The 23,370-nt window shown below is 55.2% G+C and carries 20 protein-coding genes; 17 read left to right on the top strand and 3 right to left on the bottom strand.

Annotated features, from left to right (window positions below; genetic code table 11):
• Nucleotide 1 precedes the first annotated feature (1 nt).
• The 17 genes from hisC to CAF90_RS15025 all read left to right on the top strand — a co-directional run bounded on the left by hisC (nt 2) and on the right by CAF90_RS15025 (nt 21,007).
• The gene (gene hisC / locus CAF90_RS15105; RefSeq protein ID WP_085607235.1) at nt 2-1,114 is read left to right on the top strand and encodes a histidinol-phosphate transaminase; all 1,113 of its coding nucleotides are present in this window, start codon (nt 2-4) and stop codon (nt 1,112-1,114) included.
• 28 nt (nt 1,115-1,142) lie between these two features.
• Nucleotides 1,143-3,350 (top strand): bifunctional prephenate dehydrogenase/3-phosphoshikimate 1-carboxyvinyltransferase, encoded by a 2,208-nt coding sequence (locus CAF90_RS15100; RefSeq protein WP_256578491.1) that lies wholly within the window; start codon nt 1,143-1,145, stop codon nt 3,348-3,350.
• Nucleotides 3,347-4,036 (top strand): (d)CMP kinase, encoded by a 690-nt coding sequence (cmk, locus tag CAF90_RS15095; protein WP_007950916.1) that lies wholly within the window; start codon nt 3,347-3,349, stop codon nt 4,034-4,036. The genes CAF90_RS15100 and cmk overlap by 4 nt, the downstream gene beginning before the upstream one ends.
• 120 nt (nt 4,037-4,156) lie before the next feature.
• Entirely contained in the window at nt 4,157-5,842 is a 1,686-nt protein-coding gene (rpsA, locus tag CAF90_RS15090; RefSeq protein WP_007950918.1) for a 30S ribosomal protein S1, read from the top strand.
• Nucleotides 5,843-6,048: 206 nt separating this feature from the next.
• Entirely contained in the window at nt 6,049-6,327 is a 279-nt protein-coding gene (locus tag CAF90_RS15085) for a hypothetical protein (RefSeq protein WP_007950919.1), read from the top strand.
• A 151-nt stretch (nt 6,328-6,478) separates the two neighbouring features.
• A complete protein-coding gene (ihfB, locus tag CAF90_RS15080; RefSeq protein ID WP_007950920.1) occupies nt 6,479-6,775 on the top strand; it encodes an integration host factor subunit beta in 297 nt (98 codons plus the stop codon).
• Between the two features lie 27 nt (nt 6,776-6,802).
• A complete protein-coding gene (locus CAF90_RS15075; protein ID WP_085607232.1) occupies nt 6,803-7,042 on the top strand; it encodes a LapA family protein in 240 nt (79 codons plus the stop codon).
• A 225-nt stretch (nt 7,043-7,267) separates the two neighbouring features.
• The gene (gene rfbB / locus CAF90_RS15070) at nt 7,268-8,344 is read left to right on the top strand and encodes a dTDP-glucose 4,6-dehydratase (RefSeq protein ID WP_170929391.1); all 1,077 of its coding nucleotides are present in this window, start codon (nt 7,268-7,270) and stop codon (nt 8,342-8,344) included.
• Nucleotides 8,341-9,234, top strand: a complete 894-nt coding sequence (gene rfbD / locus CAF90_RS15065; protein WP_085607228.1) for a dTDP-4-dehydrorhamnose reductase — start codon at nt 8,341-8,343, stop codon at nt 9,232-9,234. Before rfbB ends, rfbD begins: the two co-directional genes overlap by 4 nt.
• Nucleotides 9,231-10,121, top strand: coding sequence for a glucose-1-phosphate thymidylyltransferase RfbA (rfbA, locus tag CAF90_RS15060; RefSeq protein WP_085607226.1), 891 nt, complete (start codon nt 9,231-9,233; stop codon nt 10,119-10,121). Before rfbD ends, rfbA begins: the two co-directional genes overlap by 4 nt.
• Before the next feature lie 53 nt (nt 10,122-10,174).
• Nucleotides 10,175-11,098: a glycosyltransferase gene (locus CAF90_RS15055; RefSeq protein WP_085607224.1), complete on the top strand. Its 924-nt coding sequence runs from the start codon at nt 10,175-10,177 to the stop codon at nt 11,096-11,098.
• The gene (locus CAF90_RS15050; protein ID WP_085607222.1) at nt 11,095-12,048 is read left to right on the top strand and encodes an SDR family oxidoreductase; all 954 of its coding nucleotides are present in this window, start codon (nt 11,095-11,097) and stop codon (nt 12,046-12,048) included. The genes CAF90_RS15055 and CAF90_RS15050 overlap by 4 nt, the downstream gene beginning before the upstream one ends.
• Before the next feature lie 401 nt (nt 12,049-12,449).
• The gene (locus tag CAF90_RS15045) at nt 12,450-13,457 is read left to right on the top strand and encodes a glycosyltransferase family 2 protein (RefSeq protein ID WP_256578481.1); all 1,008 of its coding nucleotides are present in this window, start codon (nt 12,450-12,452) and stop codon (nt 13,455-13,457) included.
• Nucleotides 13,458-13,574: 117 nt separating this feature from the next.
• On the top strand, nt 13,575-14,393 hold the full coding sequence (locus tag CAF90_RS15040; protein WP_085607218.1) for an ABC transporter permease: 819 nt from the start codon (nt 13,575-13,577) through the stop codon (nt 14,391-14,393).
• Nucleotides 14,383-15,690, top strand: a complete 1,308-nt coding sequence (locus CAF90_RS15035; RefSeq protein WP_085607216.1) for an ABC transporter ATP-binding protein — start codon at nt 14,383-14,385, stop codon at nt 15,688-15,690. The genes CAF90_RS15040 and CAF90_RS15035 overlap by 11 nt, the downstream gene beginning before the upstream one ends.
• Nucleotides 15,687-19,874: a methyltransferase gene (locus CAF90_RS15030; RefSeq protein ID WP_085607214.1), complete on the top strand. Its 4,188-nt coding sequence runs from the start codon at nt 15,687-15,689 to the stop codon at nt 19,872-19,874. The genes CAF90_RS15035 and CAF90_RS15030 overlap by 4 nt, the downstream gene beginning before the upstream one ends.
• A gap of 107 nt (nt 19,875-19,981) precedes the next feature.
• Nucleotides 19,982-21,007: a glycosyltransferase family 4 protein gene (locus CAF90_RS15025; protein ID WP_085607212.1), complete on the top strand. Its 1,026-nt coding sequence runs from the start codon at nt 19,982-19,984 to the stop codon at nt 21,005-21,007.
• A gap of 82 nt (nt 21,008-21,089) precedes the next feature.
• Here the strand turns inward: CAF90_RS15025 and CAF90_RS15020 are convergent, their stop codons facing one another.
• The 3 genes from CAF90_RS15020 to CAF90_RS15010 are packed head-to-tail and all read right to left on the bottom strand — an operon-like array spanning nt 21,090 to nt 23,370.
• On the bottom strand, nt 21,090-21,485 hold the full coding sequence (locus tag CAF90_RS15020) for a GtrA family protein (protein ID WP_256578480.1): 396 nt from the start codon (nt 21,483-21,485) through the stop codon (nt 21,090-21,092).
• Nucleotides 21,486-21,490: 5 nt separating this feature from the next.
• Nucleotides 21,491-22,438 (bottom strand): WxcM-like domain-containing protein, encoded by a 948-nt coding sequence (locus CAF90_RS15015; protein WP_085607208.1) that lies wholly within the window; start codon nt 22,436-22,438, stop codon nt 21,491-21,493.
• A complete protein-coding gene (locus tag CAF90_RS15010) occupies nt 22,435-23,370 on the bottom strand; it encodes a glycosyltransferase family 2 protein (protein ID WP_085607206.1) in 936 nt (311 codons plus the stop codon). The genes CAF90_RS15015 and CAF90_RS15010 overlap by 4 nt, the downstream gene beginning before the upstream one ends.

Below are 23,370 nucleotides of genomic sequence, written 5' to 3'. Positions count from 1 at the left end.
AATGAGTGGCAACTTCCTCGCTCTGGCACAGCCGGGCGTGCAACAACTTTCGCCATACGTGCCGGGCAAGCCCGTGGACGAACTGGCGCGCGAGCTGGACCTGGATCCGGCAAGCATCGTCAAGCTGGCGAGCAACGAAAACCCGTTGGGCGCGAGCCCGAAAGCGCTGGCCGCGATCCGCGAAGCGCTGGACGAGCTGACCCGTTATCCGGACGGCAACGGTTTTGCCCTGAAATCCCTGCTGGCCGAGCAGTGCCGTGTCGAGCTGAACCAGGTGACCCTGGGCAACGGCTCCAACGACATTCTCGAACTGGTGGCGCGCGCCTATCTGGCGCCGGGCCTGAATGCCGTGTTCAGCGAGCACGCGTTCGCGGTCTACCCGATCGCGACCCAGGCGGTCGGCGCTCAGGCCAAGGTCGTTCCGGCCAAGGATTGGGGTCATGACCTGCCGGCGATGCTGGCGGCCATCGACGCCAACACCCGTGTCGTGTTCATCGCCAACCCGAACAATCCGACCGGCACCTGGTTCGGCGCCCAAGCTCTGGACGAGTTCCTGCAGGACGTGCCGGAGCATGTGCTGGTTGTTCTGGACGAGGCTTACATCGAATACGCCGAAGGCAGCGATCTGCCGGACGGTCTGGATTTCCTCGCGGCTTATCCGAACCTGCTGGTCTCGCGCACGTTCTCCAAGGCCTACGGTCTGGCGGCGCTGCGCGTTGGTTACGGCTTGTCCACCCCGGTGGTGGCGGACGTGCTGAACCGTGTACGCCAGCCGTTCAACGTCAACAGCCTGGCCTTGGCCGCGGCATGTGCGGCGCTGAAGGACGAGGAATATCTGGCGCAGAGCCGTCAGCTCAATGAATCCGGCATGCAACAGCTGGAAGCGGGTTTCCGCGAGCTGGGCCTGAGCTGGATTCCGTCCAAGGGCAACTTTATCTGTGTCGATCTCGGTCAGGTGGCGGCTCCGGTGTTCCAGGGTCTGCTGCGCGAAGGCGTGATCGTGCGTCCGGTGGCCAACTACGGCATGCCGAACCATCTGCGGGTGACCATCGGTCTGCCGGCGGAAAACAGCCGCTTCCTCGAAGCGCTGCGCAAGGTTCTGGCTCGTGGGTGATGTCACTGCGCTGCAATCTGCTGCACCTATGATCGGGCGCCTGGTGGTGGTCGGTCTGGGGTTGATCGGTGGTTCGTTTGCCAAAGGCTTGCGTGAAAGCGGCGTGTGTCGCGAAGTGGTCGGGGTCGATCTCGACCCGCAATCGCGCAAGCTGGCGGTCGAGTTGGGCGTGGTGGATCGCTGCGAAGACGACCTGGTGGCGGCTTGCCAGGGCGCGGACGTGGTCCAGTTGGCGGTGCCGATCCTGGCCATGGAAAAAGTGCTGGCCCGTCTGGCCAGCATGGATCTGGGGCAGGCGATCCTCACGGATGTCGGCAGCGCCAAGGGCAATGTGGTGCGTGCGGCGACCGAAGCGTTCGGTGGCATGCCGGCGCGTTTCGTGCCGGGCCATCCGATTGCCGGCTCCGAGCAGAGCGGGGTGGAAGCCTCCAACTCAGAGCTGTTCCGCCGTCATAAAGTGATTCTGACCCCGCTGGAGCAGACCGATCCGGCTGCCCTGGCGGTGGTTGATCGTTTATGGCGCGAGCTGGGCGCCGATGTAGAGCACATGCAGGTCGAGCGTCACGATGAAGTGCTGGCCGCGACCAGTCATCTGCCGCACCTGCTGGCCTTCGGTCTGGTCGATTCGCTGGCCAAGCGCAATGAAAACCTTGAGATCTTCCGTTACGCTGCGGGCGGTTTCCGTGATTTCACAAGAATCGCCGGAAGCGACCCGGTCATGTGGCATGACATCTTTCTCGCCAATCGCGAGGCTGTCCTGCGCACACTCGATACATTTCGCAGCGACCTCGACGCCTTGCGCGACGCGGTCGATGCAGGGGATGGGCACCAATTGTTGGGCGTCTTCACGCGCGCCCGGGTTGCCCGCGAGCATTTCAGTAAAATCCTGGCCCGCAGGGCCTATGTGGACGCTATGAATTCCAACGATCTGATTTTCCTGGCTCAACCTGGTGGCCGCCTGTCCGGTCGGATTCGCGTACCGGGTGACAAATCGATTTCCCACCGTTCGATCATGCTCGGTTCCCTGGCTGAAGGCGTCACCGAAGTCGAAGGCTTCCTCGAGGGCGAAGACGCCCTGGCGACCTTGCAGGCGTTCCGCGACATGGGCGTGGTCATCGAAGGCCCGCATCACGGCCGCGTGACCATCCACGGTGTCGGCCTGCACGGTCTGAAGCCTGCGCCGGGCCCGATCTATCTGGGCAACTCCGGCACTTCGATGCGCCTGCTGTCCGGCCTGCTGGCCGCGCAGGACTTCGACAGTACCCTGACCGGCGATGCGTCGCTGTCCAAGCGTCCGATGAATCGCGTCGCCAACCCGCTGCGGGAAATGGGCGCCGTGATCGAAACCGCTGCCGAAGGTCGTCCACCGATGACCATCCGTGGCGGTCACAAGCTCAAAGGCCTGACCTACACGATGCCGATGGCCAGTGCCCAGGTTAAGTCCTGCCTGCTGCTGGCGGGTCTGTACGCCGAAGGCAAGACCACCGTCACCGAGCCGGCCCCGACTCGTGACCACACCGAGCGCATGCTGCGCGGCTTCGGCTACCCGGTGAGCGTCAATGGTGCCACGGCATCGGTTGAGTCCGGCGGCAAGCTGGCTGCGACCCACATCGAAGTGCCGGGCGACATCTCGTCTTCGGCATTCTTCCTGGTGGCCGCGTCGATCGCCGAAGGTTCGGAGCTGGTGCTCGAACACGTCGGCATCAACCCGACCCGTACCGGCGTGATCGACATTCTGCGCCTGATGGGCGCAGACATCACTCTGGAAAACCAGCGTGAAGTGGGCGGCGAACCGGTTGCCGACCTGCGCGTGCGAGCGGCTAAACTCAAGGGTATCGAGATTCCGGAAGCGCTGGTTCCATTGGCCATCGATGAATTCCCGGTGCTGTTCGTGGCCGCGGCCTGTGCCGAAGGGCGCACCGTGCTGACCGGCGCCGAAGAATTGCGGGTCAAGGAGTCGGACCGTATCCAGGTCATGGCGGACGGTCTGCTGGCGCTGGGCGTCAAATGTGAACCGACTCCGGACGGCATCATCATCGACGGCGGCCAGATCGGCGGCGGCGAAGTGCATGGTCATGGCGATCACCGCATCGCGATGGCTTTCAGCGTGGCCTCGCTGCGCGCCACGGCACCGATCCGCATCCATGACTGCGCCAATGTCGCGACATCGTTCCCGAACTTCCTGGCGCTGTGCGCACAGGTCGGCATTCGTGTGGCGCAAGAGGCTCAGTCGTGAACAACATTGCACCGGTCATCACCATCGATGGGCCAAGCGGCTCGGGCAAAGGCACCGTAGCCGGGATTCTGGCCAAGCGTCTGGGCTGGAACCTGCTGGATTCCGGTGCGCTGTATCGCCTTTTGGCGTTTGCTGCGCACAACCATGGTGTCGACCTGACCAATGAAGAGCTGCTGAAGAAACTGGCCGCTCATCTGGATGTGCAGTTCATCGCGGCGACCGACGGTCAACTGCAACGCATCATTCTGGAAGGTGACGAAGTCAGCGATGTCATCCGTACTGAAAGCGTCGGTTCCGGCGCTTCTCAGGTGGCTGCATTGCCGGCCGTGCGCGAGGCGCTGCTGCAGCGCCAGCGTGCTTTCCAGGAAACCCCGGGCCTGGTGGCCGATGGTCGGGACATGGGCACGGTGGTTTTTCCGAATGCGCCCCTGAAGATTTTCCTCACCGCCAGTGCCGAGGAGCGGGCTCGCCGTCGATATTTGCAGTTGAAGGGCAAAGTCGAGGGTGTTAGTCTGTCGAGTCTGCTAGATGAGATCCGTGCGCGCGACGAGCGTGATACCCAGCGAGCGGTGGCCCCGCTCAAGCCGGCGGCTGACGCCATACAGCTGGATTCCACGGAGTTGTCCATCGATCAGGTGCTGGAACGCATCATGAGCGAGATCGCCATTCGCGATATCGCCGGGTGACCAGGAAGGCCGCAGGGGACCAGTCATAGTCCTGCGGTGGCTTCCTTTAAATGAAACTGACCCGCATCGTCTGGGATGTGGAGACGGGCGTATTTTTCGCCCTAATCAACAGGAATTAAAATGAGCGAAAGCTTTGCGGAACTCTTTGAAGAAAGCCTAAAGACCCTGAACCTTCAGGCAGGCTCCATCATCACCGGTGTTATCGTTGATATCGATTACCAAGCTCGCTGGGTAACCGTTCACGCTGGCCTGAAGTCCGAAGCACTGATCCCTCTGGAGCAGTTCTACAACGACGCTGGCGAACTGAACATCAACGTCGGTGACGAAGTTCACGTTGCTCTGGACTCGGTTGAAGACGGTTTCGGTGAAACCAAGCTGTCCCGTGAAAAAGCCAAGCGCGCTGAATGCTGGATCGTTCTGGAAGCAGCCTTCGCAGCTGAGGAAGTGGTCAAGGGCGTTATCAACGGTAAGGTTAAAGGCGGCTTCACTGTCGACGTTAACGGCATCCGTGCGTTCCTGCCAGGTTCCCTGGTTGACGTCCGTCCAGTGCGCGACACCACGCACCTGGAAGGCAAAGAGCTGGAATTCAAGGTCATCAAGCTGGACCAGAAGCGCAACAACGTTGTCGTTTCCCGTCGCAGCGTCCTGGAAGCCGAGAACTCCGCCGAGCGTGAAGCTCTGCTGGAATCCCTGCAGGAAGGCCAGCAAGTCAAAGGTATCGTCAAAAACCTCACCGATTACGGCGCATTCGTCGATCTGGGTGGCGTGGACGGCCTGCTGCACATCACCGACATGGCGTGGAAGCGTATCAAGCACCCTTCCGAAATCGTCAATGTTGGCGACGAGATCGACGTCAAGGTTCTGAAATACGATCGCGAGCGCAATCGTGTTTCCCTGGGCCTGAAGCAACTGGGCGAAGATCCATGGGTTGCTATCAAAGCCCGTTACCCAGAAAGCACTCGCGTTACCGCCCGTGTAACCAACCTGACCGACTACGGCTGCTTCGCTGAGCTGGAAGAAGGCGTTGAAGGTCTGGTACACGTTTCGGAAATGGACTGGACCAACAAGAACATCCACCCTTCGAAAGTCGTACAAGTCGGCGACGAAGTGGAAGTCATGGTTCTGGACATCGACGAAGAGCGTCGTCGTATCTCCCTGGGCATCAAGCAGTGCAAGTCGAACCCATGGGAAGACTTCTCTGGCCAGTTCAACAAGGGCGACAAGATCTCCGGCACCATCAAGTCGATCACCGATTTCGGTATCTTCATTGGTCTGGACGGCGGCATCGACGGTCTGGTTCACCTGTCCGACATCTCCTGGAACGAAGTGGGCGAAGAAGCCGTACGTCGTTTCAAGAAGGGCGACGAGCTGGACACCGTTATCCTGTCGGTTGACCCGGAGCGTGAGCGTATCTCCCTGGGTATCAAGCAACTGGAAAGCGATCCGTTCTCCGAGTACGTCTCGGTTAACGACAAAGGCGCAATCGTTACTGGCACCGTGAAAGAAGTTGACGCCAAAGGCGCCATCATCGTTCTGGCCGACGATATCGAAGCGACTCTGAAAGCCTCCGAAATCAGCCGTGACCGCGTTGAAGACGCGCGCAACGTTCTGAAAGAAGGCCAGCAAGTAGAAGCCAAGATCATCAGCGTTGATCGTAAGAGCCGCGTAATTCAGCTGTCGATCAAATCGAAAGACGATGCTGAAGAGAAAGAAGCCATCCAGAGCCTGAAAGCAGCTCCGGAAGGCGAAGCAGCTGACACCACTATGGCGGCACTGCTGCGTCAAGCAATGGCCAAACAGAACTGAGTTCTGTCTGATCATTAAAAAAAGGGCGACTTCGGTCGCCCTTTTTTGTGCCTGCGATTTGGTGGGGCATCGCTCGCTGTTTGTTCGAGTGAAACCATTCCCTTTGCCGGGCGGTCTGTTTCTTTAATCGGATCAATCGTCTATTCGCGTCTAGGCTTAGTCTGAAGATTGCAGTAGTCGGGCGGGCGCCTGGCATAAGGAAGTGAATGAGCAAGTTTATAGTGTTTATAGGTGTCTTGATGTTGGCGGGCTGCACAACGAGCGCCAAGACCCATGCGGTGCGTGGAGTCAGTGGTATCGAGGTTGACTGCTCCGGCTTGGGTTCGGGCTGGGAGAAGTGTCAGAAGCGTGCCGCCAAGGAATGCAAGGGGGCGGGGTATAAGGTGGTCACGCGATCTGATGACGCCCGGGATGAGGATGAGTTTCCCTTTGGCTTCAATCCGGCAGGCTACGTCACTCGAACCATGTTGGTGATTTGTCGGTGAGTGAGTGTTGGCGGGCTTGTCATCCGATGCCCTGAAAATGGGCGTTTCGGCGAGCGGAAAGATATGTCAAGCCCTGGGCTGTTCAAAATCTTCCGGGCGTGCTAAAACCTTTCAAGCGCTGATCTAGCTGCTTGAAAAAGAAGGGAAAAATATGACGAAGTCGGAGTTGATCGAACGAATTGTCACCCATCAGGGGCTGCTCTCATCCAAGGATGTGGAGCTGGCCATCAAGACCATGCTTGAGCAAATGTCCCAGTGTCTGGCCACGGGGGATCGTATCGAGATCCGTGGTTTTGGCAGCTTTTCCTTGCACTATCGTGCGCCGCGTGTCGGTCGCAATCCAAAGACCGGTCAGTCCGTCAGCCTTGACGGTAAATTCGTTCCGCATTTCAAGCCAGGCAAGGAATTGCGCGATCGCGTGAATGAAGAAGAGGAGGAGGGGGCTTGACGGTCACCGTTACGCAAGGAGTCGCTCATGAGTAATCTCAAGCGCATTTTGTTTTCCGTTTTAATTCTATTGCTTGTGTTGGCGATCCTTGCGTTCGTTCTCGAAAATCAGCAATCGGTCTCCCTGCTGTTTCTTGGTTGGGCAGGACCACAACTTCCGGTATCGGTGATTACGGTTGGTGCATTGCTGGTAGGTATGCTGATCGGGCCGTTTTTTGGCTGGTTTCTGGGACGTTCGTCCAGAGCTTCACGCAAGCGTGTAGTGTGATAACGGCAGGCGCAGGGCGTCTGTCGAAATTGCGTCCTTACCTGTCTATATCCATTAGTAAAAGATTCATTAAGCTGTAAAATGCGTCCCTTGTTCGATAGTGGCATATTCCCACATCGATTTAGACTGACTCTGACGGAAGCCACAGGTTTGATGGCTTCTGCATTCATGGATTAGGCAGTGCTCGTTGGTGACACTGTCCGCAGCTCAAGGGTATGGTTTCGCGTGAAAATTCTAGTTACCGGCGGCGCCGGCTTCATCGGCTCAGCAGTCATCCGTCACATAATTTCCAATACCAACGACGCAGTGATCAACGTCGACAAGCTGACGTATGCCGGTAACCTCGAGTCGCTGGCCGAGGTTAGCGGTAATTCACGCTATGCATTCGAGCGCGTCGATATCTGTGATCGTGACCAGATCGACCGTGTTTTGCGTGAGCACCAACCAGATGCCATCATGCATCTGGCCGCAGAGTCTCACGTCGATCGCTCGATTACCGGTCCGTCCGAGTTCATTCAGACGAACATTATCGGCACTTACACTCTGCTGGAAGCTGCTCGCCATTATTGGGCGCAATTGGATGGTGCGCGCAAAGCCAACTTCCGTTTCCATCATATTTCGACCGATGAAGTTTACGGTGACCTTGAAGGCCCTGAAGACCTCTTTACCGAAACCACACCTTATCAGCCAAGCTCGCCTTATTCGGCCAGCAAAGCCAGCTCCGATCACCTCGTTCGCGCCTGGGCTCGCACTTATGGCCTGCCGACATTGGTTACCAATTGCTCGAACAACTACGGCCCGTGCCACTTCCCTGAGAAATTGATTCCATTGATCATTCTCAATGCACTGGAAGGCAAGCCCTTGCCGGTTTACGGCAAAGGCAATCAGGTTCGCGACTGGCTGTATGTCGAAGACCACGCCCGTGCGTTGTACAAAGTTGTGACCGAAGGTGTGGTTGGTGAGACATACAACATCGGCGGTCATAACGAAAAACAGAACATTGAAGTCGTGAACACGCTTTGTGCACTACTCGATGAATTGCGTCCAGACTCCGCTCATCGCCCTCATTCGAGCCTGATCACCTACGTTCAGGATCGTCCCGGTCATGACCAGCGTTATGCAATCGATGCGAGCAAAATCCAGCGAGACCTGGGTTGGACTCCGGAAGAAACATTCGAAACCGGCATCCGCAAGACTGTCGAGTGGTATTTGAGCAATACCCAATGGGTAGAGCATGTGAAGAGTGGCAGCTACCAGCAATGGATCGACCAGAACTACGCAGGTCGCTCGAACAAAGCATGAAAATCCTACTTTTAGGAAAAAACGGCCAAGTGGGCTGGGAGCTGCAGCGCTCCCTTGCTCCAATTGGTGAGTTGATTGCATTGGATCGTCACTCGGTGAGCGGGCTAAGCGGCGACTTGTCCGACCTTGAAGGCTTGCGCGCAACGATTCGTCAGTGCGCACCCGATATCATCGTCAATGCTGCGGCGTACACCGCGGTCGACAAAGCTGAATCTGAAAAAGAGTTGGCTGAGCGCGTAAATGGTTTGGCGAGTCGAGTGATGGCTGAAGAGGCTGCCGCTTCCGGTGCCTGGCTGATTCACTATTCGACAGATTACGTCTTTAGTGGCGAGGGCTCCGTGCCATGGCAGGAGACTGATGCTGTTGCGCCAGTCAATTACTATGGTTTCAGCAAGCTCGCTGGCGAACAGGCGATTATCGCATCTGGCTGCAAATATCTGATTTTTCGCACAAGTTGGGTATATGGCGCTCGCGGCAATAATTTTGCGAAGACTATGCTGCGTCTGGCGAAAGATCGCGGAACGCTCAATATTATCGCTGACCAGATCGGCGCCCCTACTGGCGCGGATTTGATTGCCGATGTGACGGCGTTAGCTATTCAGCAAGTTCTTAAGCGCCCGGAATTAGCAGGTCTCTATCACTTGGCCGCTGCCGGAGAAGTGTCCTGGCATGGTTATGCCAGTCACGTGATTGAGTTTGCCAAGGCGCAAGGTGAAGAGTTGGCGGTAACAGCCATTAACCCAATCGATACAACCGCCTATCCAACGCCGGCGAGCCGACCGCTGAATTCGCGTTTGAATACTCGCAAGCTGCGCGACAATTTTTCTCTACACTTGCCGGATTGGCAAAGTGGTGTAACCCGAATGCTTAGGGAAGTTCTGAACAAATGATCACGACAAATCGTAAAGGCATCATCCTCGCCGGTGGCTCGGGCACGCGCCTGCACCCGTTGACCCTCGGTGTGTCCAAACAAATGCTGCCGATCTACGACAAACCGATGATTTTTTATCCGCTGTCCGTTTTGATGCTGGCGGGTATGCGAGAAATCCTGATCATTTCCACGCCGGAAGATTTGCCGTGCTTCCGTAAACTGCTGGGTGATGGAAGCCTGTACGGGATCAAGCTCACTTATGCCGAGCAGCCAAGCCCGGACGGCCTGGCTCAGGCGTTCATTATTGGTGAAGAGTTCATCGGTCAGGATCCATGCTGTCTGATTCTGGGGGACAACATCTTCTACGGTCAGCATTTCTCGGATAATTTGCGCTCCGCCAGTACCCAACAAAAGGGCGCAACCGTATTTGGCTACCACGTCTCCGATCCTGAACGCTTTGGTGTCGTCGAGTTTGATAAAAGTGGCAAGGCTTTGAGTATCGAAGAGAAGCCGCTGAAGCCAAAATCGAACTATGCGGTCACCGGTCTGTATTTCTACGATAACGATGTGGTCGAGATCGCCAAGAGCATCAAGCCCTCCGAGCGTGGCGAGCTGGAAATCACCGACGTCAACCGTGCGTATCTGGAGCGCCAGACCCTGAGCGTGGAAATGCTCGGTCGCGGTTTTGCCTGGCTGGATACCGGTACTCACGACTCACTGCTTGAAGCCAGTCACTTCGTTCACACGATCGAACAGCGTCAGGGTCTGAAAGTGGCGTGTCTGGAAGAGATCGCCTATCACAATGGCTGGATTTCTGCCGAGCAGCTTAACGCACAAGCGCAAGCACTGAAGAAGACGGGTTACGGTCAATACCTTCAGAAGTTGCTGGACTCGCCGTCTGCCTGATCGAAAGTTCTGACTTTCGCAACGCTATGTTTATCGCTGCAAGCAGGAATGGCATGCCAGTAGAACATCCCAAGGTTGCGATTTTGCTGGCCGCCTACAATGGCATGCAGTGGATCGAGGAGCAGTTGGCCTCGATCCTCGGTCAGGCAGCTGTCGACGTAACCGTTTATATAAGTATTGATCCCTCCAATGACGGTACCGAGGCATGGTGCGCCGATTATGCTGCGCAGCATCCGAACGTAATCGTCTTGCCCGACGCCGGTGCGTTTGGTGGGGCCTCCCGCAACTTCTTCCGTTTGATTCGAGATGTTGATCTTGAAGGCTACGATTTCATCGCTTTTGCTGATCAGGATGACGTCTGGTATCTGGACAAGATCGAGCGCGCTATCCGGTCGATCAAATCTCTTGGCGTGGATGCTTACTCGAGTAACGTAGTTGCGTTCTGGCCTGATGGTCGTAACCAGGTACTGGACAAGGCCCAGCCGCAAACCCGCTGGGACTTTCTCTTTGAGGCTGCCGGACCGGGCTGTACGTATGTCATGAGCAAAAGGATGATGCAGTTGCTGAAGGGCTCATTGTTCAAACATTGGGATGCCTTACAACAGGTCAGTCTGCATGACTGGTATTGCTATGCGTTCGCACGCAGTCGTGGTTTGCGCTGGTTCATTGATCCGCAGCCATCCATGTGTTATCGCCAGCACGAAAGTAATCAGATCGGGGCCAATACCGGTATAAATCCACTGATTGCGCGTTATAAAACTATCCATGACGGTTGGTGGTTTTCTCAGATTCGAATGATTGCGCAGTTGGTGGGTCTCGCCGATGATCCATTCGTCCGGCAATGGCTACCTTTGGGCCGTCGACAATTATTGCGACTGTCGTTAACAGCCGGTGAATGTCGTCGTCGAACCAGGGACAAGCTGTTCTTTTTCTTTATTTGTTGCGCGACTGCCGTGATCGGGAAGAAAACCAAATGAAAGGTGCTCGGGTATTGGTAACCGGGGCGACGGGGTTTGTCGGCGAGGCCGTGGTGTTCCGCCTGCTTCTCGACAAGATCTACACACCAGTTGCGGCTGCGCGTGGCGAAACTCGGTTGAGTGGTTTGTGTGATGTCGTGTCTTTTGATTTGGATGAGCGCGTTTTATTGCCGCCATTGAATAATGTTCAGACGGTGATTCATTGTGCGGCCAGGGTTCATGTAATGAACGAGGGGGAGGCTGATCCGCTTGCCATGTTTCGGCAAATGAATGTGCAGGGCACTGCGCGGCTGGCCCGTCATGCGGCAGCGTCCGGGGTGAAGCGCTTCATCTTTGTCAGTTCGATCAAGGTCAATGGCGAAGAGTCACCCGCCGGGAGGCCCTTTACCGCAGCCGATATTCCCGCGCCTGTTGATCCTTACGGTATTTCCAAGTGCGAGGCAGAGGAAGTCGTGCGTCAAATCGCACTGGAAACCGCAATGGAGTTGGTGATTATTCGACCGCCTCTGGTGTACGGGCCGGGTGTCAAAGCCAACTTTCTAAGTATGATGCGCTGGTTGCAAAAAGGATTGCCACTGCCATTGGGGGCATTGGGCAATCGCCGCAGCCTGGTGGCAATCAGTAATCTGGTGGATCTTTTGGTGACCTGCATCGATCATCCAAAAGCAGCCAATCAAACGTTTCTGGTAAGTGATGGCGAAGATCTTTCGACCACTCAATTGCTTCAAAGGATGGCGAGTGCCCTGACTGTCCGAGCGCGATTGTTGCCCGTGCCTCCGTTTGTTCTGCGCCTTGGGGCGGCTTTATTGGGTAGGAGAGCCTTGGCTCAACGACTCTGCGGCTCGTTACAGGTCGATATGGAAAAGACGCGCACAGTGCTGGAGTGGACGCCGCCCGTCAGCGTGAGCCAGGCACTTCAGGCCACTGCCAACCATTTTCGGGAGCGCTAAACGGGTCGGTATTTTTTGTGGATGTCACTTTTCCGCTAAGGCTTGCTCGATAAAGCATGGCCATTGATCTGACCCTCGAAGAATTGGCAGATTGCCACCCTTTTGCCAATTAGGGCGCCTTGATACCCTACGCAGCCCAAATCAGTACGCCTTGGCAGGATTTTTCCGGCTCAAGGCAACATTCAGATTACTCTTTTCATACCATGACCACCGCCTTGTGCTGTTGAAGGTGGTGATGTCACTGGGCTATCAAATTGGTATGACTTATAATGGCAAATTTTTCGCTGTCGGGAGCGGTCCATGAGAGGGGCATGTGATTTTCATGCTGCCAAGGCTGTACCTCTTGATGTTGAGCGAAACGACATCGTCATTATTTTATCTTCAATGCAATGGAGTGCTCGGTGGTAGCCCCTCTTCCACAATTTGATCAGACAGGCGAGCAGCCTGGCAGCGGTTCTGACGTTGGTATTCACGGTCATGAAACGCAACCGGCCCGCGTGACGATTCTGATGTGTACCTACAACGGTGAGCGCTTTCTCGCACAACAACTGGATTCGATAGCTCGCCAGAGTTATCGCGAATGGACCGTCGTTGTTTCTGATGACGGTTCTACCGACGCGACACTGGATATTCTGCGCCAGTACAGCTCGATCTGGGGAGAAGGCCGACTGACCATTCTGCAAGGGCCCAAGCGAGGGTTTGCGGCTAACTTCATGTCCGTTGCCTGCGATGCGCCCGTGCAATCGCAATTTTATGCATGGGCCGACCAGGACGATATCTGGCAAGCCAATAAACTTGAGTCTGCCGTAAAGGTATTGGAGGCGCTGCCGTCCGGTCTTCCGGCGTTGTATTGCGCCCGGACCGAGTTGATTGGTGACTCGGGAACGGTCATCGGTCGCTCGCCACTATTTTCTCGCCCCGCCAGTTTTGCCAATGCACTGGTACAAAGTCTGGCCGGGGGCAATACCATGGTATTCAATCATTTGGCTCGGGACGTGCTCTGTCATGCCGGCAGCCAAGTGGATATCGTTTCCCATGACTGGTGGGCCTATCTCCTGATTACCGCGGTGGGTGGCAAGGTCGTCTATGACGCCTCGCCTTCCATTCTGTACAGGCAGCATGAAGCGAATCTGATTGGCGCCAACTCTGGAGTGCGCGCACGGATCATGCGCTTGCGGATGATGTCTACGGGTCGCTTTCGTGACTGGAATGACAAAAATATCGCTGCACTTGAAACGGTTCGCTCACGCTTGAGTGCAGACAGCCTGCAGACCTTTGAGCAATTCAAGAAAGCCCGTGATTCAAAAGGATTCGGCCGTTTCGTCTGGCTCTACCGCGCGAAGGTCTATCGGCAGACGTGTTTGGGTAATCTTGGGCTGATGCTGGCCGCGGTGCTCAACAGAATTTGATGCCATCATCGTGCAGGGCGGGACGTGAAAATTGCTCCGTGGCGTCCTCCCGGTATCTCAACAAGAGAGTTTTTGTATGAAGTCTGTCTCCCTCGATTTATCTCAGGTGTGTGCATAATGCTTAATTTTTCCACGTCGCCAAAGGAAATGGTCAGCAGTTTCTGGCGTAATCGGAGCCTGATCGCGGCGCTTGTACAGCGAGAAGTCGTTGGGCGTTACCGTGGATCGTTCATGGGGATTCTCTGGTCGTTTTTTAACCCCGTGTTCATGTTGGTTGTCTACACCTTTGTCTTTAGCGTCGTTTTCAAGGCACGCTGGAGCGGCGGAAGTGACTCGAAAACCGAGTTTGCACTTATTCTGTTTGCGGGACTTATCGTCTTCAACTTTTTTGCGGAGTGTTTCAATCGAAGCCCGACGCTGATTCTCTCGAACGCCAACTATGTGAAGAAAGTTGTGTTTCCATTGGAGATCCTTCCCTGGATCACAGTCGGTTCGGCGCTCTTTCATATGGTGATCAGCCTGACTGTGTGGCTGCTGGCCTATTTGATACTGTTTGGCACGCCGCACCTGACCGTCCTGTTGTTCCCGTTGATTATCCTGCCGTTGATGCTGATGATCATGGGTTTGACGTGGGCCTTGGCGTCGCTCGGCGTCTACTTGAGAGATGTCGCGCAATTCATCGGCATCCTGACCACCGTCCTGATGTTTCTGTCGCCTATTTTTTACCCTGCCAGTGCGCTACCTGAGAAGTATCAACATCTACTGATGCTCAATCCGCTGACGCCTGCAATCGAGTACGCCCGGGACATTCTGTTTTGGGGAAAGCTGCCTGACTTTACCGTATTGGGCATTTATCTCGCCGGCTCGGCGTTGATTGCGTGGCTTGGATTCGCCTGGTTTCAGAAAACACGAAAAGGATTCGCCGATGTCATCTGAGGTCGCTATCAAAGTTCAAAATCTCAGTAAGTGCTATGAGATTTACGACAAACCGCGCGACAGACTGCTTCAGATGCTTAGTCGCGGGAAGAAAAAATATTGCCGTGAGTTCTGGGCGCTACGCGACGTTTCCTTCGAAATTCGCAAAGGCGAAACGGTCGGTATCGTTGGTCGCAACGGCAGTGGCAAGTCCACCTTGCTGCAAATTCTTTGCGGTACGTTGAATCCAACCAGTGGTACGGTTGAAACCCATGGCCGGATCGCTGCATTGCTCGAACTGGGCTCCGGATTCAATCCCGAGTTCACTGGACGCGAGAACGTCTACCTGAACGCCTCGATTCTGGGTTTGAGCAAAGAAGAAATCGACGCAAGATATGACGCGATCATCGAATTCGCGGACATTGGCGATTTCATCAATCAACCGGTCAAGACATATTCGAGCGGTATGTTGGTGCGACTGGCGTTTTCCGTTCAGGCGCAAGTAGAGCCCGATATTCTTATTGTCGATGAAGCGCTGGCAGTGGGGGATGCAAAATTTCAGGCCCGTTGCTTTGATCGGTTGAAAAAGCTCAAGGAAAACGGCACGAGCATTCTGCTGGTAACGCACTCCAGCGAACAAATCGTTACGCACTGTGACCACGCCTTTCTTTTGAACAACGGTGTGCAGCTCGCTGAAGGCGAGCCGCGCATGGTCGTCAACCGTTACCTTGATTTGTTGTTCGGCAAGACTCAGCAATCGGCCTCTGTCGAAAGTGCAGAAGCGTCTGACGAGTTGGCAGCGTATCAAACGCCTGAAGGCGGCCTCGATGTATTTGAAACGCATCCGAACTACAACCCGAACGAATATCGTTGGGGTGACAGATCGGCCACTATCATCGACTTCCACCTGAGCGCAGGAGGGCTTGAGTACCCCATTGCCCTGGACACTGGCGTGCAGATCAAACTATCGGTATTTGTACGTTTTGATACTGATCTGGTGTGTCCGATTCTCGGGATGACGATCAAGACCAAAGAGGGCGTTACCCTCTATGGCGTAAATAGTGAAACGCTGGATTGCCTGGAATTCAGAACGTGCGGGCGCAAGGGCGAGATCGTCGAAGTTGAGGTACTTATATCTTGTGATCTGGCCCCGGGTGACTACTTCATTTCTGTCGGAGTGTCGACCAAAGATGGAGAAGAGGTTACTCCCCGTGACAGGCGTTATGATTCGATCCACTTCCAGGTTCGTCCGACTGACAAATTTTTTGGGCTTGTAAATCTGGACTCCAGCATTCGTGCCAAGAAGGTTTCAAATTGAATATTTTATTGAAACAAGCGGGCTATCAGCTTAATGACGAGCTCAACATCTGGTCGAGGCCGGATTATTCGAGCATCAACTACAGCGATGGTGATAGCACCGAACTGCGCATAAAATTCTTGATCGATCAGGCCAGTGACGTCAGTGTTTTTTCTGATGAGCTGCGAAGATCGTGCACCGATTGGCCATCGCTTTATTACCTCTCAAGTACCCGTTCGAACTTGTTGCGGGTGTTCGATGCCGATCTGCGTGGCGATGTGCTCGAGATCGGTGCCGGTTGTGGTGCAATTACCCGGTATTTAGGTGAGCAGGGCGGCAGAGTGCTGGCGCTGGAAGGTAGCTCGCGTCGCGCCAGCATCGCCCGTGCACGCACCCGAGACTTGCCAAACGTCTCGGTTCTGGCTGAGTCGTTCGAGAATTTCAGCATTGATACCCAATTCGATGTCATCACCCTGATCGGCGTTTTTGAGTATGCCAACCTGTTCGTATCGGGTGATAACCCGGGTGCGAGAATGCTTGAGAAAGTTCGCTCACTGCTTAAACCTGACGGTTTGCTCATCATCGCGATCGAAAATCAGCTCGGCTTGAAATATTTCGCCGGAGCGCCTGAAGATCACGTGACGACGCCGATGTACGGTGTCGAGGGGCGCTATAACAGCGCTACCGTGCAGACCTACGGGAAAAAAGCTCTCGCGTCGTTGTTGGCGACAGCCGGGTTTACCTCGAGTGAGTTCTTTGCGCCATTTCCCGATTACAAGTTGCCCGTTTCGATCATCACCGAACAGGGGTTCAAAGATCCTGATTTCGATGCCAGTGCATTCGCATCGCAAAGTGTACAGAGAGATCCGCAATTGCCGGATCTGTGCACCTTCTCACTGGAATTAGCCTGGTCGCAGATTTTCAGGAACGGCTTGGGCATGGACATGTCCAACTCCTTTCTTGTAGGTGCTTCGCCGGTCTCGCGCAGCGCAGTCGACCCGCAGACCCTGGCGTATCATTACAGTTGCGATCGACGCTCGATGTACTGCAAACGTTCGGAATTTCGTCGCGATTCCGAAGATGCGATCAATGTGCATTACCAAAAACTCGGAAAGACTATCGATGAGGGTGAAGGGCAATCGCTCGTCGCTTTTAATCTTGCTGCGTCCGAGCCTTACATCAATGGTTATGTGCTTGGCACTAAGCTGATCGATATAGTCAATGCCGAGGGCTGGACTTACGCAGGTATCGGCGCCTTCCTCAAAAATTATCTGAGCATGCTAAACGTGCTCTGTGATAACGCCGAGAGCCAGCCGGGTGAGGTGTCGGGAGCGTTGATCGATGCGGTCCCGCAAAATATTGTGATTGATCTGGACGGTCGTCCGCAGTTGATCGACAAAGAGTGGACACTCAACACGAATGTTCGCTACGAGTACCTGCTGTTCAAAGCGCTAACGCAGTTGCTGGGTTCGATTACCCGTATCAGCAAGGGGGCAGAGGCTGGCCCGGTTACACGCAAAGACTTTGTGTTCCGAGCTTGCGAAGCCGCCGGGTACCCACTTTGCGAAGAAGATGTGGAAGAGTTTCTGGCCATCGAGGCGCAGATTCAGAATGCGATTAACGGCCGAAGCCCGAGTGAATTTACGGCGTGGGGCGAAGATCGATTGATTGTCGAAGACAATCTGTTTTCTGCTTTCAGCAGTTCGCAGATTGCATTGGCTCAAACCCGTGAAGCGCTTGCAAGCGCTGTCACTGACGCCAGGCAGAAAATCGAAACGCTGAGTGCAAAACTGGACCAACGTGAAGCTGACTATAATCAAGTCATTAACTCCAACTCTTGGTTCATCACTAAACCTGTACGCTTCCTTGTGCGCTCGTTGCGGCAGGGGAAAGGCGTGTTGCGCAGCAAAGTGGAGACTTCCAAGCAGGCGCTGACGGCCTATCTGCGCGGCCAGGAAGCCAATCTGCCACAGCCGGTTGACGACGTAATTGAAGCGCCTGTCGCGCGCACTCGCTCGGTCAGCGTCATTCTGCCAATCTATAAAGATGTCGAAATGACTCGTCGCTGCATCCTTGCCGCGATGCCAGGGATTATTGCTTTCGACTCCAAACTGGTCGCGATCAATGATGCGAGCCCAGATGCAGGCATGCAGGCCATGTTGATCGAATTGCAAATGCAATGGCCGCAGGTGATGACCGTTCTCGAAAACGAAGTCAATCTTGGCTTTGTCAAAACCGTCAATCGCGGCATGCGCCATGCCAGCCAGGACGATATCGTTTTCCTTAACAGTGATGTCATCGTGCCTGTTGACTGGCTGGAGCGGCTGACCGCTGAGGCTTACATCGCGCCAAACATCGGTACCGTTACACCGTTTTCCAACAACGCGACTATTTGTAGCTTCCCGGCGTTTCTTTACGAAAACCAGCCAGCCTTTGGTTTAAGCGTCGAGCAGATCGATGCTGTGTTTTCCGGCCCGCGTTTGCCGGTCAGCCAGGCACCGACAGGTGTAGGTTTCTGCATGTACATTCGCCGCGATTGTCTGGATGTCGTGGGGCTGCTGAACGAGGAAAAGTTCGGCAAGGGTTATGGTGAAGAGAACGATCTGTGCCAGCGCGGGCTGAAAGCCGGTTGGCTCAACATCGTGACCCCTAACCTGTATGCATTTCATGAGGGCGGGGTCAGTTTCTCCTCTTCCAAGCAGGCGTTGACCGAGCATGCAACCAAGGTCATCACCGAGCTGCATCCGGATTATCACTTGGATATCCAGAGGTTCATCGCAGCTGATCCGCTGAAAGCAGTACGGGTAAAACGTCTTGCGCAATTGATCGCATCGTTGGACCGGCCAAAGGTCTTGCACATTTCGCATGAGGCTGGAGGCGGTGTGCAGCAGCATCTGGACGAGTTGGCAGACGCTCTTGAGTCCGATGTTTGCTGCCTGTTCCTGGCGCCTCGTCGTGGCCAGTCCGCCGTTACTTTGCGGATGGGGAGTTTTCCGGGGGCCGACGAGCTTCTTTTCCAGTTGCCGGAAGAGCACAACCTTTTGGTCGAGTTCTTGAAGGGCTGTGGTGTCGGCTTCGTGCACTTCCATCACACGCTCGGTCTGAATTCGCAACTGGTTCAATTGCCCGCTGAGTTGGGCGCTGAATATGCATTGACGGTTCATGATTATTACTGGCTATGCGGCAACCCTACACTGACCGATGCGCAGGGCGTTTATCCAGGCAGTTATGCCGACGACATCGTCAATCCTGACTTCCCTCTGCCGGATGGTGTATCGCCGGCACAATGGCGTGAGCAATTGCGCGGCTTTATCGACGGGGCGAAAGCGGTAATTTTCCCTTCGGCGTACACCCTCGCCAATTATCGACTCAACTTCGAGTTGCGTAACGCTGTCGTTGCAGGTCACGTAGAGCACAAACGCAATATTGGGCAGGGTGTCGCGGCGGTCGCGCAAAAGATCCGCTACAACGTGGGCGTTATCGGTGCTCTTGGTAAAGAAAAGGGTGCCGATTATCTGGAGCAAGTGGCGGAGGCGGCAGCGACGGTCAATGCACCAATCAACTTCCGGCTGGTCGGTTTCGGCTACAGAGAGTTGGGCGGTGTCCTGACTACAGGTCGTTACGATGCCAGTGAGCTGTCTTCCCTAATGGCCGCAAATGAGTTTGATGTCGTCCTGTTTCCAAGTCAGTGCCCGGAAACCTACAGCTATACCCTCAGCTATGCGCTGGAAGCCGGGTTGCCAATTATTGCGCCAAACATTGGGGCATTCCCGGAACGATTGTCCGGACGTGAAAACACTCTTGTTTATGATTATGGGCTTGAGCCAGCCGAGTTGATGCGGCGAATCAGCGAGTTTGTGAAAAGGCTCGCAGCCGGTGAGCAGTTGACTGCGCCTGTCGTGGATACCCACCTGCAGCAGCCGGCGTTTTATAGCGTTGATTACCCGGCCTTATGCGGCGTCGGCAGTGATAAGCACAGCAAACCAAAAACCGGTTTCGAACTGCCGAAATTCTCGGCCCCGACAACTGTGTATGAGGCGCCGCTGACGACCAAGGAAATCGCGCTATTGGCCATCTGGACGCTTTACCGCCATCCGCGCATGGAGCGCATCAGCCATGCGGTGCCTTACTCACTACGGCAAAAAATCAAACGCGTGCTGAGCAAGCGTCCGCTGCATGAGATCGTGGATGTGAACAAAAACTGATGCAGTGCGCCCGCCTGGCTTATCGAACCTCATGATCGGCCAGGCGGGCGCAATGGTTTTTGTTTGCCAGTGACGAATGCTGGCTTTTATTTGGAGCTACTGCCGCGATGAATTTCAGCTGGTTTGTGCTGATCGCTTTAATTATTTCGTTCCTTCTGACTGCTGTTTTGCGCCGGTATGCCCTTGCCAGAAGTCTGATGGATATTCCCAATGCCCGTAGTTCGCATACGGTCCCCACGCCAAGGGGAGGGGGTGTTGCGATCGTCGTGACGTTCCTTGTCGCCATGTGCTCGCTGTATGCTGCTGACTTGATCGCATTCAGAGATTTCGCTGCAATCGCCGGTGCTGGCAGCCTGGTGGCGATCATCGGATTCATGGATGATCATGGCCATATTGCTGCGCGCTGGCGTTTACTTGGGCACTTTTGCGCGGCGATCTGGGCGTTGGCCTGGTTGGGTGGCCTACCGCCCGTCAGTGTGTTCGGACAGGTCTTCGATCTGGGCTGGGGCGGGTTTGTATTGGCTAGCCTCTACCTCGTCTGGATGCTCAATCTCTACAATTTTATGGACGGTATTGACGGGATTGCCGGGGTCGAGGCGGTAACTGCGTGTGTCGGGGCGTGCGTGCTGTACGCCCTGGACGGGCATGTCGGGCTGATGGGGCCGGCCCTGCTACTGGCTGGTTGTGCGGGAGGATTCCTGTTGTGGAACTTTCCGCCAGCGAAAATTTTCATGGGCGATGCGGGCAGCGGCTTTCTGGGTATCGTCTTGGGCATTTTGTCGATACAGGCCGCCAATGCCTCATTTGAGTACTTCTGGGGTTGGTTGATCCTGCTCGGGGTGTTCATCGTCGACGCAACTTTCACCTTGTTGCGTCGATTGCTGCGCGGCGAGAAAGTGTATGAAGCGCATCGCAGTCATGCTTACCAATTCGCCTCGCGCCGTTATGGCAAGCACCTGCCGGTGACCCTTGTCGTGGGCTTGATCAATGTGTTTTGGCTCCTGCCGATTGCAGTGGCTGTCACGCACTTCAAGCTGAATGGCTTTGTCGGTGCCGTGGTGGCTTACGTGCCACTGTTCATTCTGGCGTTGCGGTTCCGCGCGGGAAAATCCGAAAAGGATGTTGCGGCATGAACATCGAGGCGGGATCAGCCTGATTGCGCTGATAGCGTTCAGCAATTAAAAAAGGCAGACGGATTATTCCGTCTGCCTTTTTTTAGCGAGTAACCGCTCCGGGTTTGACGAATACCAGCTTCGTCAATACGTATGTAAGTGGTAGCGACAGAATGATCGCCGCCAGTGGAGCCAGGTATTCAGGCAGCGACAGCTGTTTGACCCAGAACCAGACGACAAACATCCCCAATACGTATTGCGCGACGTAGACGAGTGGGAACAGCAGGATCGATTTGATCCCCTGGTGTTCTTTGAAGACAAGGAACCGGCTCATCACGAACGCGAAAACAATCCCGCAAACATAGCTGATCGAATAAGCCCATGTGTAGGGAAGTACACTGAGCAATATGAGATACAGCGCATACGTAATTCCGGTGTTCAGCCCGCCTGTCAGGAGGAACCGGAAAAACCTGATTTCCATCAGTTCGGAAATTTTCACGGCTATTAACCAATCTGCGCTTTTTTCTCGATCAGGAATTGATCGTAATCGCGTATGTAGTCGTCAGCAGCGTAATGCTCGGAAGCAAAAACCAGCAGCACCGCGTCCGCCGAGTACTTGTACTGAATACCCCAGGTCATTGCTGGCAGGAACAGGCCCAGTGTGTGGTGGTCCAGAACAAACTCCTGGCGGTGCTTTCCATTGTCGGCAACTACGTGCACGGTGCCTTTGACCGCTACCAGAAACTGGTGGCATTCGCGGTGAGCATGTTCACCACGTGTTTCAGCAGTCGGAACGTTGGTTACCAGGAAGTAACGCTTCACTTCGAACGGAACGTCCTTACCGCATTCGCCAACGCTCAGGCTGCCGCGCATATCGACGGCTTCCATCATGCGGTGCAGCGTAACGCCACAAGGATGGACATCTGATTGGCCGACTTTTACCGGGTTGTCTACGACTGTGCCTTCGGTAGGCTTGGCATCGACGTAGCCGATGATCTTCGCCGGGTTACCGACCACGATAGCATTCGGTGGAACGGATTTGGTGACGACCGCGCCTGCGCCGACCATTGCCGAGGTGCCAATGGTAATTCCGGGCAGAATCGTCGAATTGGCGCCCAGGGATGCACCTTTGCGGATGATGGTGCGAGAAAACGCTTCCGGATAGATTTTGCTGCGTGGAAACTTGTCATTGGTGAACGTGACGTTCGGTCCCACGAAAACATCGTCTTCTATGGTGATGCCGTCCCAAACCTGAACGCCGCATTTGAGTGTTACCCGGTCACCAATGATGACGTCGTTCTCGACAAACACGTTGTCGCACACGTTGCACTCGGCGCCGATACGGGCGTTCGGTAATACGTGTGCAAACGCCCAGATACGCGAGCCTTTACCGATAGTGGACGATTCACAAATCGCACGGTCGTGAACGAAAAAATCGCGCGAATCAATCATTTATTGGCTCCAAACTCAGAAACTTTCATAGGGATCGCCAAAGGGCGCCCTTTGGTATTTTCATAGGTACGCCAGGCGTACGAACCGATCACGCCGAGCCCCAGCAGATTGAGGCTGCCCAGCAGGGTAATGGTAAACAGTGTCATGGCATAACCAGGGACATCGATCAGGCCGCCTATCTTCGCGAGGATTACACTGACGCCGTATAACGCCGAGAGTGCTGAGCCGGCTGCACCTACACGAATAAGCAGGCGAATGGGCAAGTCCGTGAACGAGAAGACACTGTCCATCAGATAGTTCACTTTCTTTCGCAATGTCCACGCCGACTTGCCGTGTTCCCGGGCAACTCGAGTGTAACTGACTACCTGTCGGCGGAAACCCAGCCAGAAAATCTGCGCGATCAAAGAGCTGTGGCGTTCTTCGAGTTTGAGCAGGTTGTCGCGAAACTCCAGGTTGCAGCCGAACATGTCGACGCCGCCGGCAGGCATTTCCGGGATAACGTAACGTTTGTACAGACCCCAGAAGGTTTTCGACGCCAGTTTAGACAGGAATGGATCGTCACGACCCTCGCGGACACCGACTACTACATCCACCGGCTCGGTATTCAACACCCGGTTCATGGTCAGCACCAGGCTTGGCGGCTCTTGCAGGTCGGCGGCCATTACGGCAAACGTGCGACCCTTGCCATGCTGCAAACCTGTACGTATCGCCATGAAAGAACCGAAGTTCTTCGACAGCAGAATCAGCTGGGAGGCAAAACGTTGCTCGGGCAGGCGATCTCGCAGGATCTCGTAACAGCGATCCGGGCTGCCATCGACCACGAAAACCACCTCAAGCGCGCCTTGAAGCTCGACGTTCAAATCATCGACGGCTTTGAGCAATGACGGCAGCGATTCCTCGTTACGGTAAACCGGAATAACCAGCGAAAGCAC

The organism is Pseudomonas sp. B37(2017) (assembly GCF_002112885.1).
Taxonomy (GTDB): domain Bacteria; phylum Pseudomonadota; class Gammaproteobacteria; order Pseudomonadales; family Pseudomonadaceae; genus Aquipseudomonas; species Aquipseudomonas paraglycinae.
This window is presented reverse-complemented; position numbering and strand designations above follow the sequence as displayed.

What these genes read in the sequence shown, in the direction of transcription:
- CAF90_RS15085 (WP_007950919.1), top strand. Translation starts at nt 6,049, where the DNA reads ATGAGCAAGTTTATAGTGTTTATAGGTGTCTTGATGTTGGCGGGCTGC.
- rfbD (WP_085607228.1), top strand. Translation starts at nt 8,341, where the DNA reads ATGAAAATCCTACTTTTAGGAAAAAACGGCCAAGTGGGCTGGGAGCTG.
- rfbA (WP_085607226.1), top strand. Translation starts at nt 9,231, where the DNA reads ATGATCACGACAAATCGTAAAGGCATCATCCTCGCCGGTGGCTCGGGC.
- rpsA (WP_007950918.1), top strand. Translation starts at nt 4,157, where the DNA reads ATGAGCGAAAGCTTTGCGGAACTCTTTGAAGAAAGCCTAAAGACCCTG.
- hisC (WP_085607235.1), top strand. Translation starts at nt 2, where the DNA reads ATGAGTGGCAACTTCCTCGCTCTGGCACAGCCGGGCGTGCAACAACTT.
- CAF90_RS15055 (WP_085607224.1), top strand. Translation starts at nt 10,175, where the DNA reads ATGCCAGTAGAACATCCCAAGGTTGCGATTTTGCTGGCCGCCTACAAT.
- CAF90_RS15035 (WP_085607216.1), top strand. Translation starts at nt 14,383, where the DNA reads ATGTCATCTGAGGTCGCTATCAAAGTTCAAAATCTCAGTAAGTGCTAT.
- ihfB (WP_007950920.1), top strand. Translation starts at nt 6,479, where the DNA reads ATGACGAAGTCGGAGTTGATCGAACGAATTGTCACCCATCAGGGGCTG.
- CAF90_RS15100 (WP_256578491.1), top strand. Translation starts at nt 1,143, where the DNA reads ATGATCGGGCGCCTGGTGGTGGTCGGTCTGGGGTTGATCGGTGGTTCG.
- CAF90_RS15050 (WP_085607222.1), top strand. Translation starts at nt 11,095, where the DNA reads ATGAAAGGTGCTCGGGTATTGGTAACCGGGGCGACGGGGTTTGTCGGC.
- CAF90_RS15075 (WP_085607232.1), top strand. Translation starts at nt 6,803, where the DNA reads ATGAGTAATCTCAAGCGCATTTTGTTTTCCGTTTTAATTCTATTGCTT.
- CAF90_RS15025 (WP_085607212.1), top strand. Translation starts at nt 19,982, where the DNA reads ATGAATTTCAGCTGGTTTGTGCTGATCGCTTTAATTATTTCGTTCCTT.
- CAF90_RS15040 (WP_085607218.1), top strand. Translation starts at nt 13,575, where the DNA reads ATGCTTAATTTTTCCACGTCGCCAAAGGAAATGGTCAGCAGTTTCTGG.
- CAF90_RS15015 (WP_085607208.1), bottom strand. Translation starts at nt 22,438, where the DNA reads ATGATTGATTCGCGCGATTTTTTCGTTCACGACCGTGCGATTTGTGAA.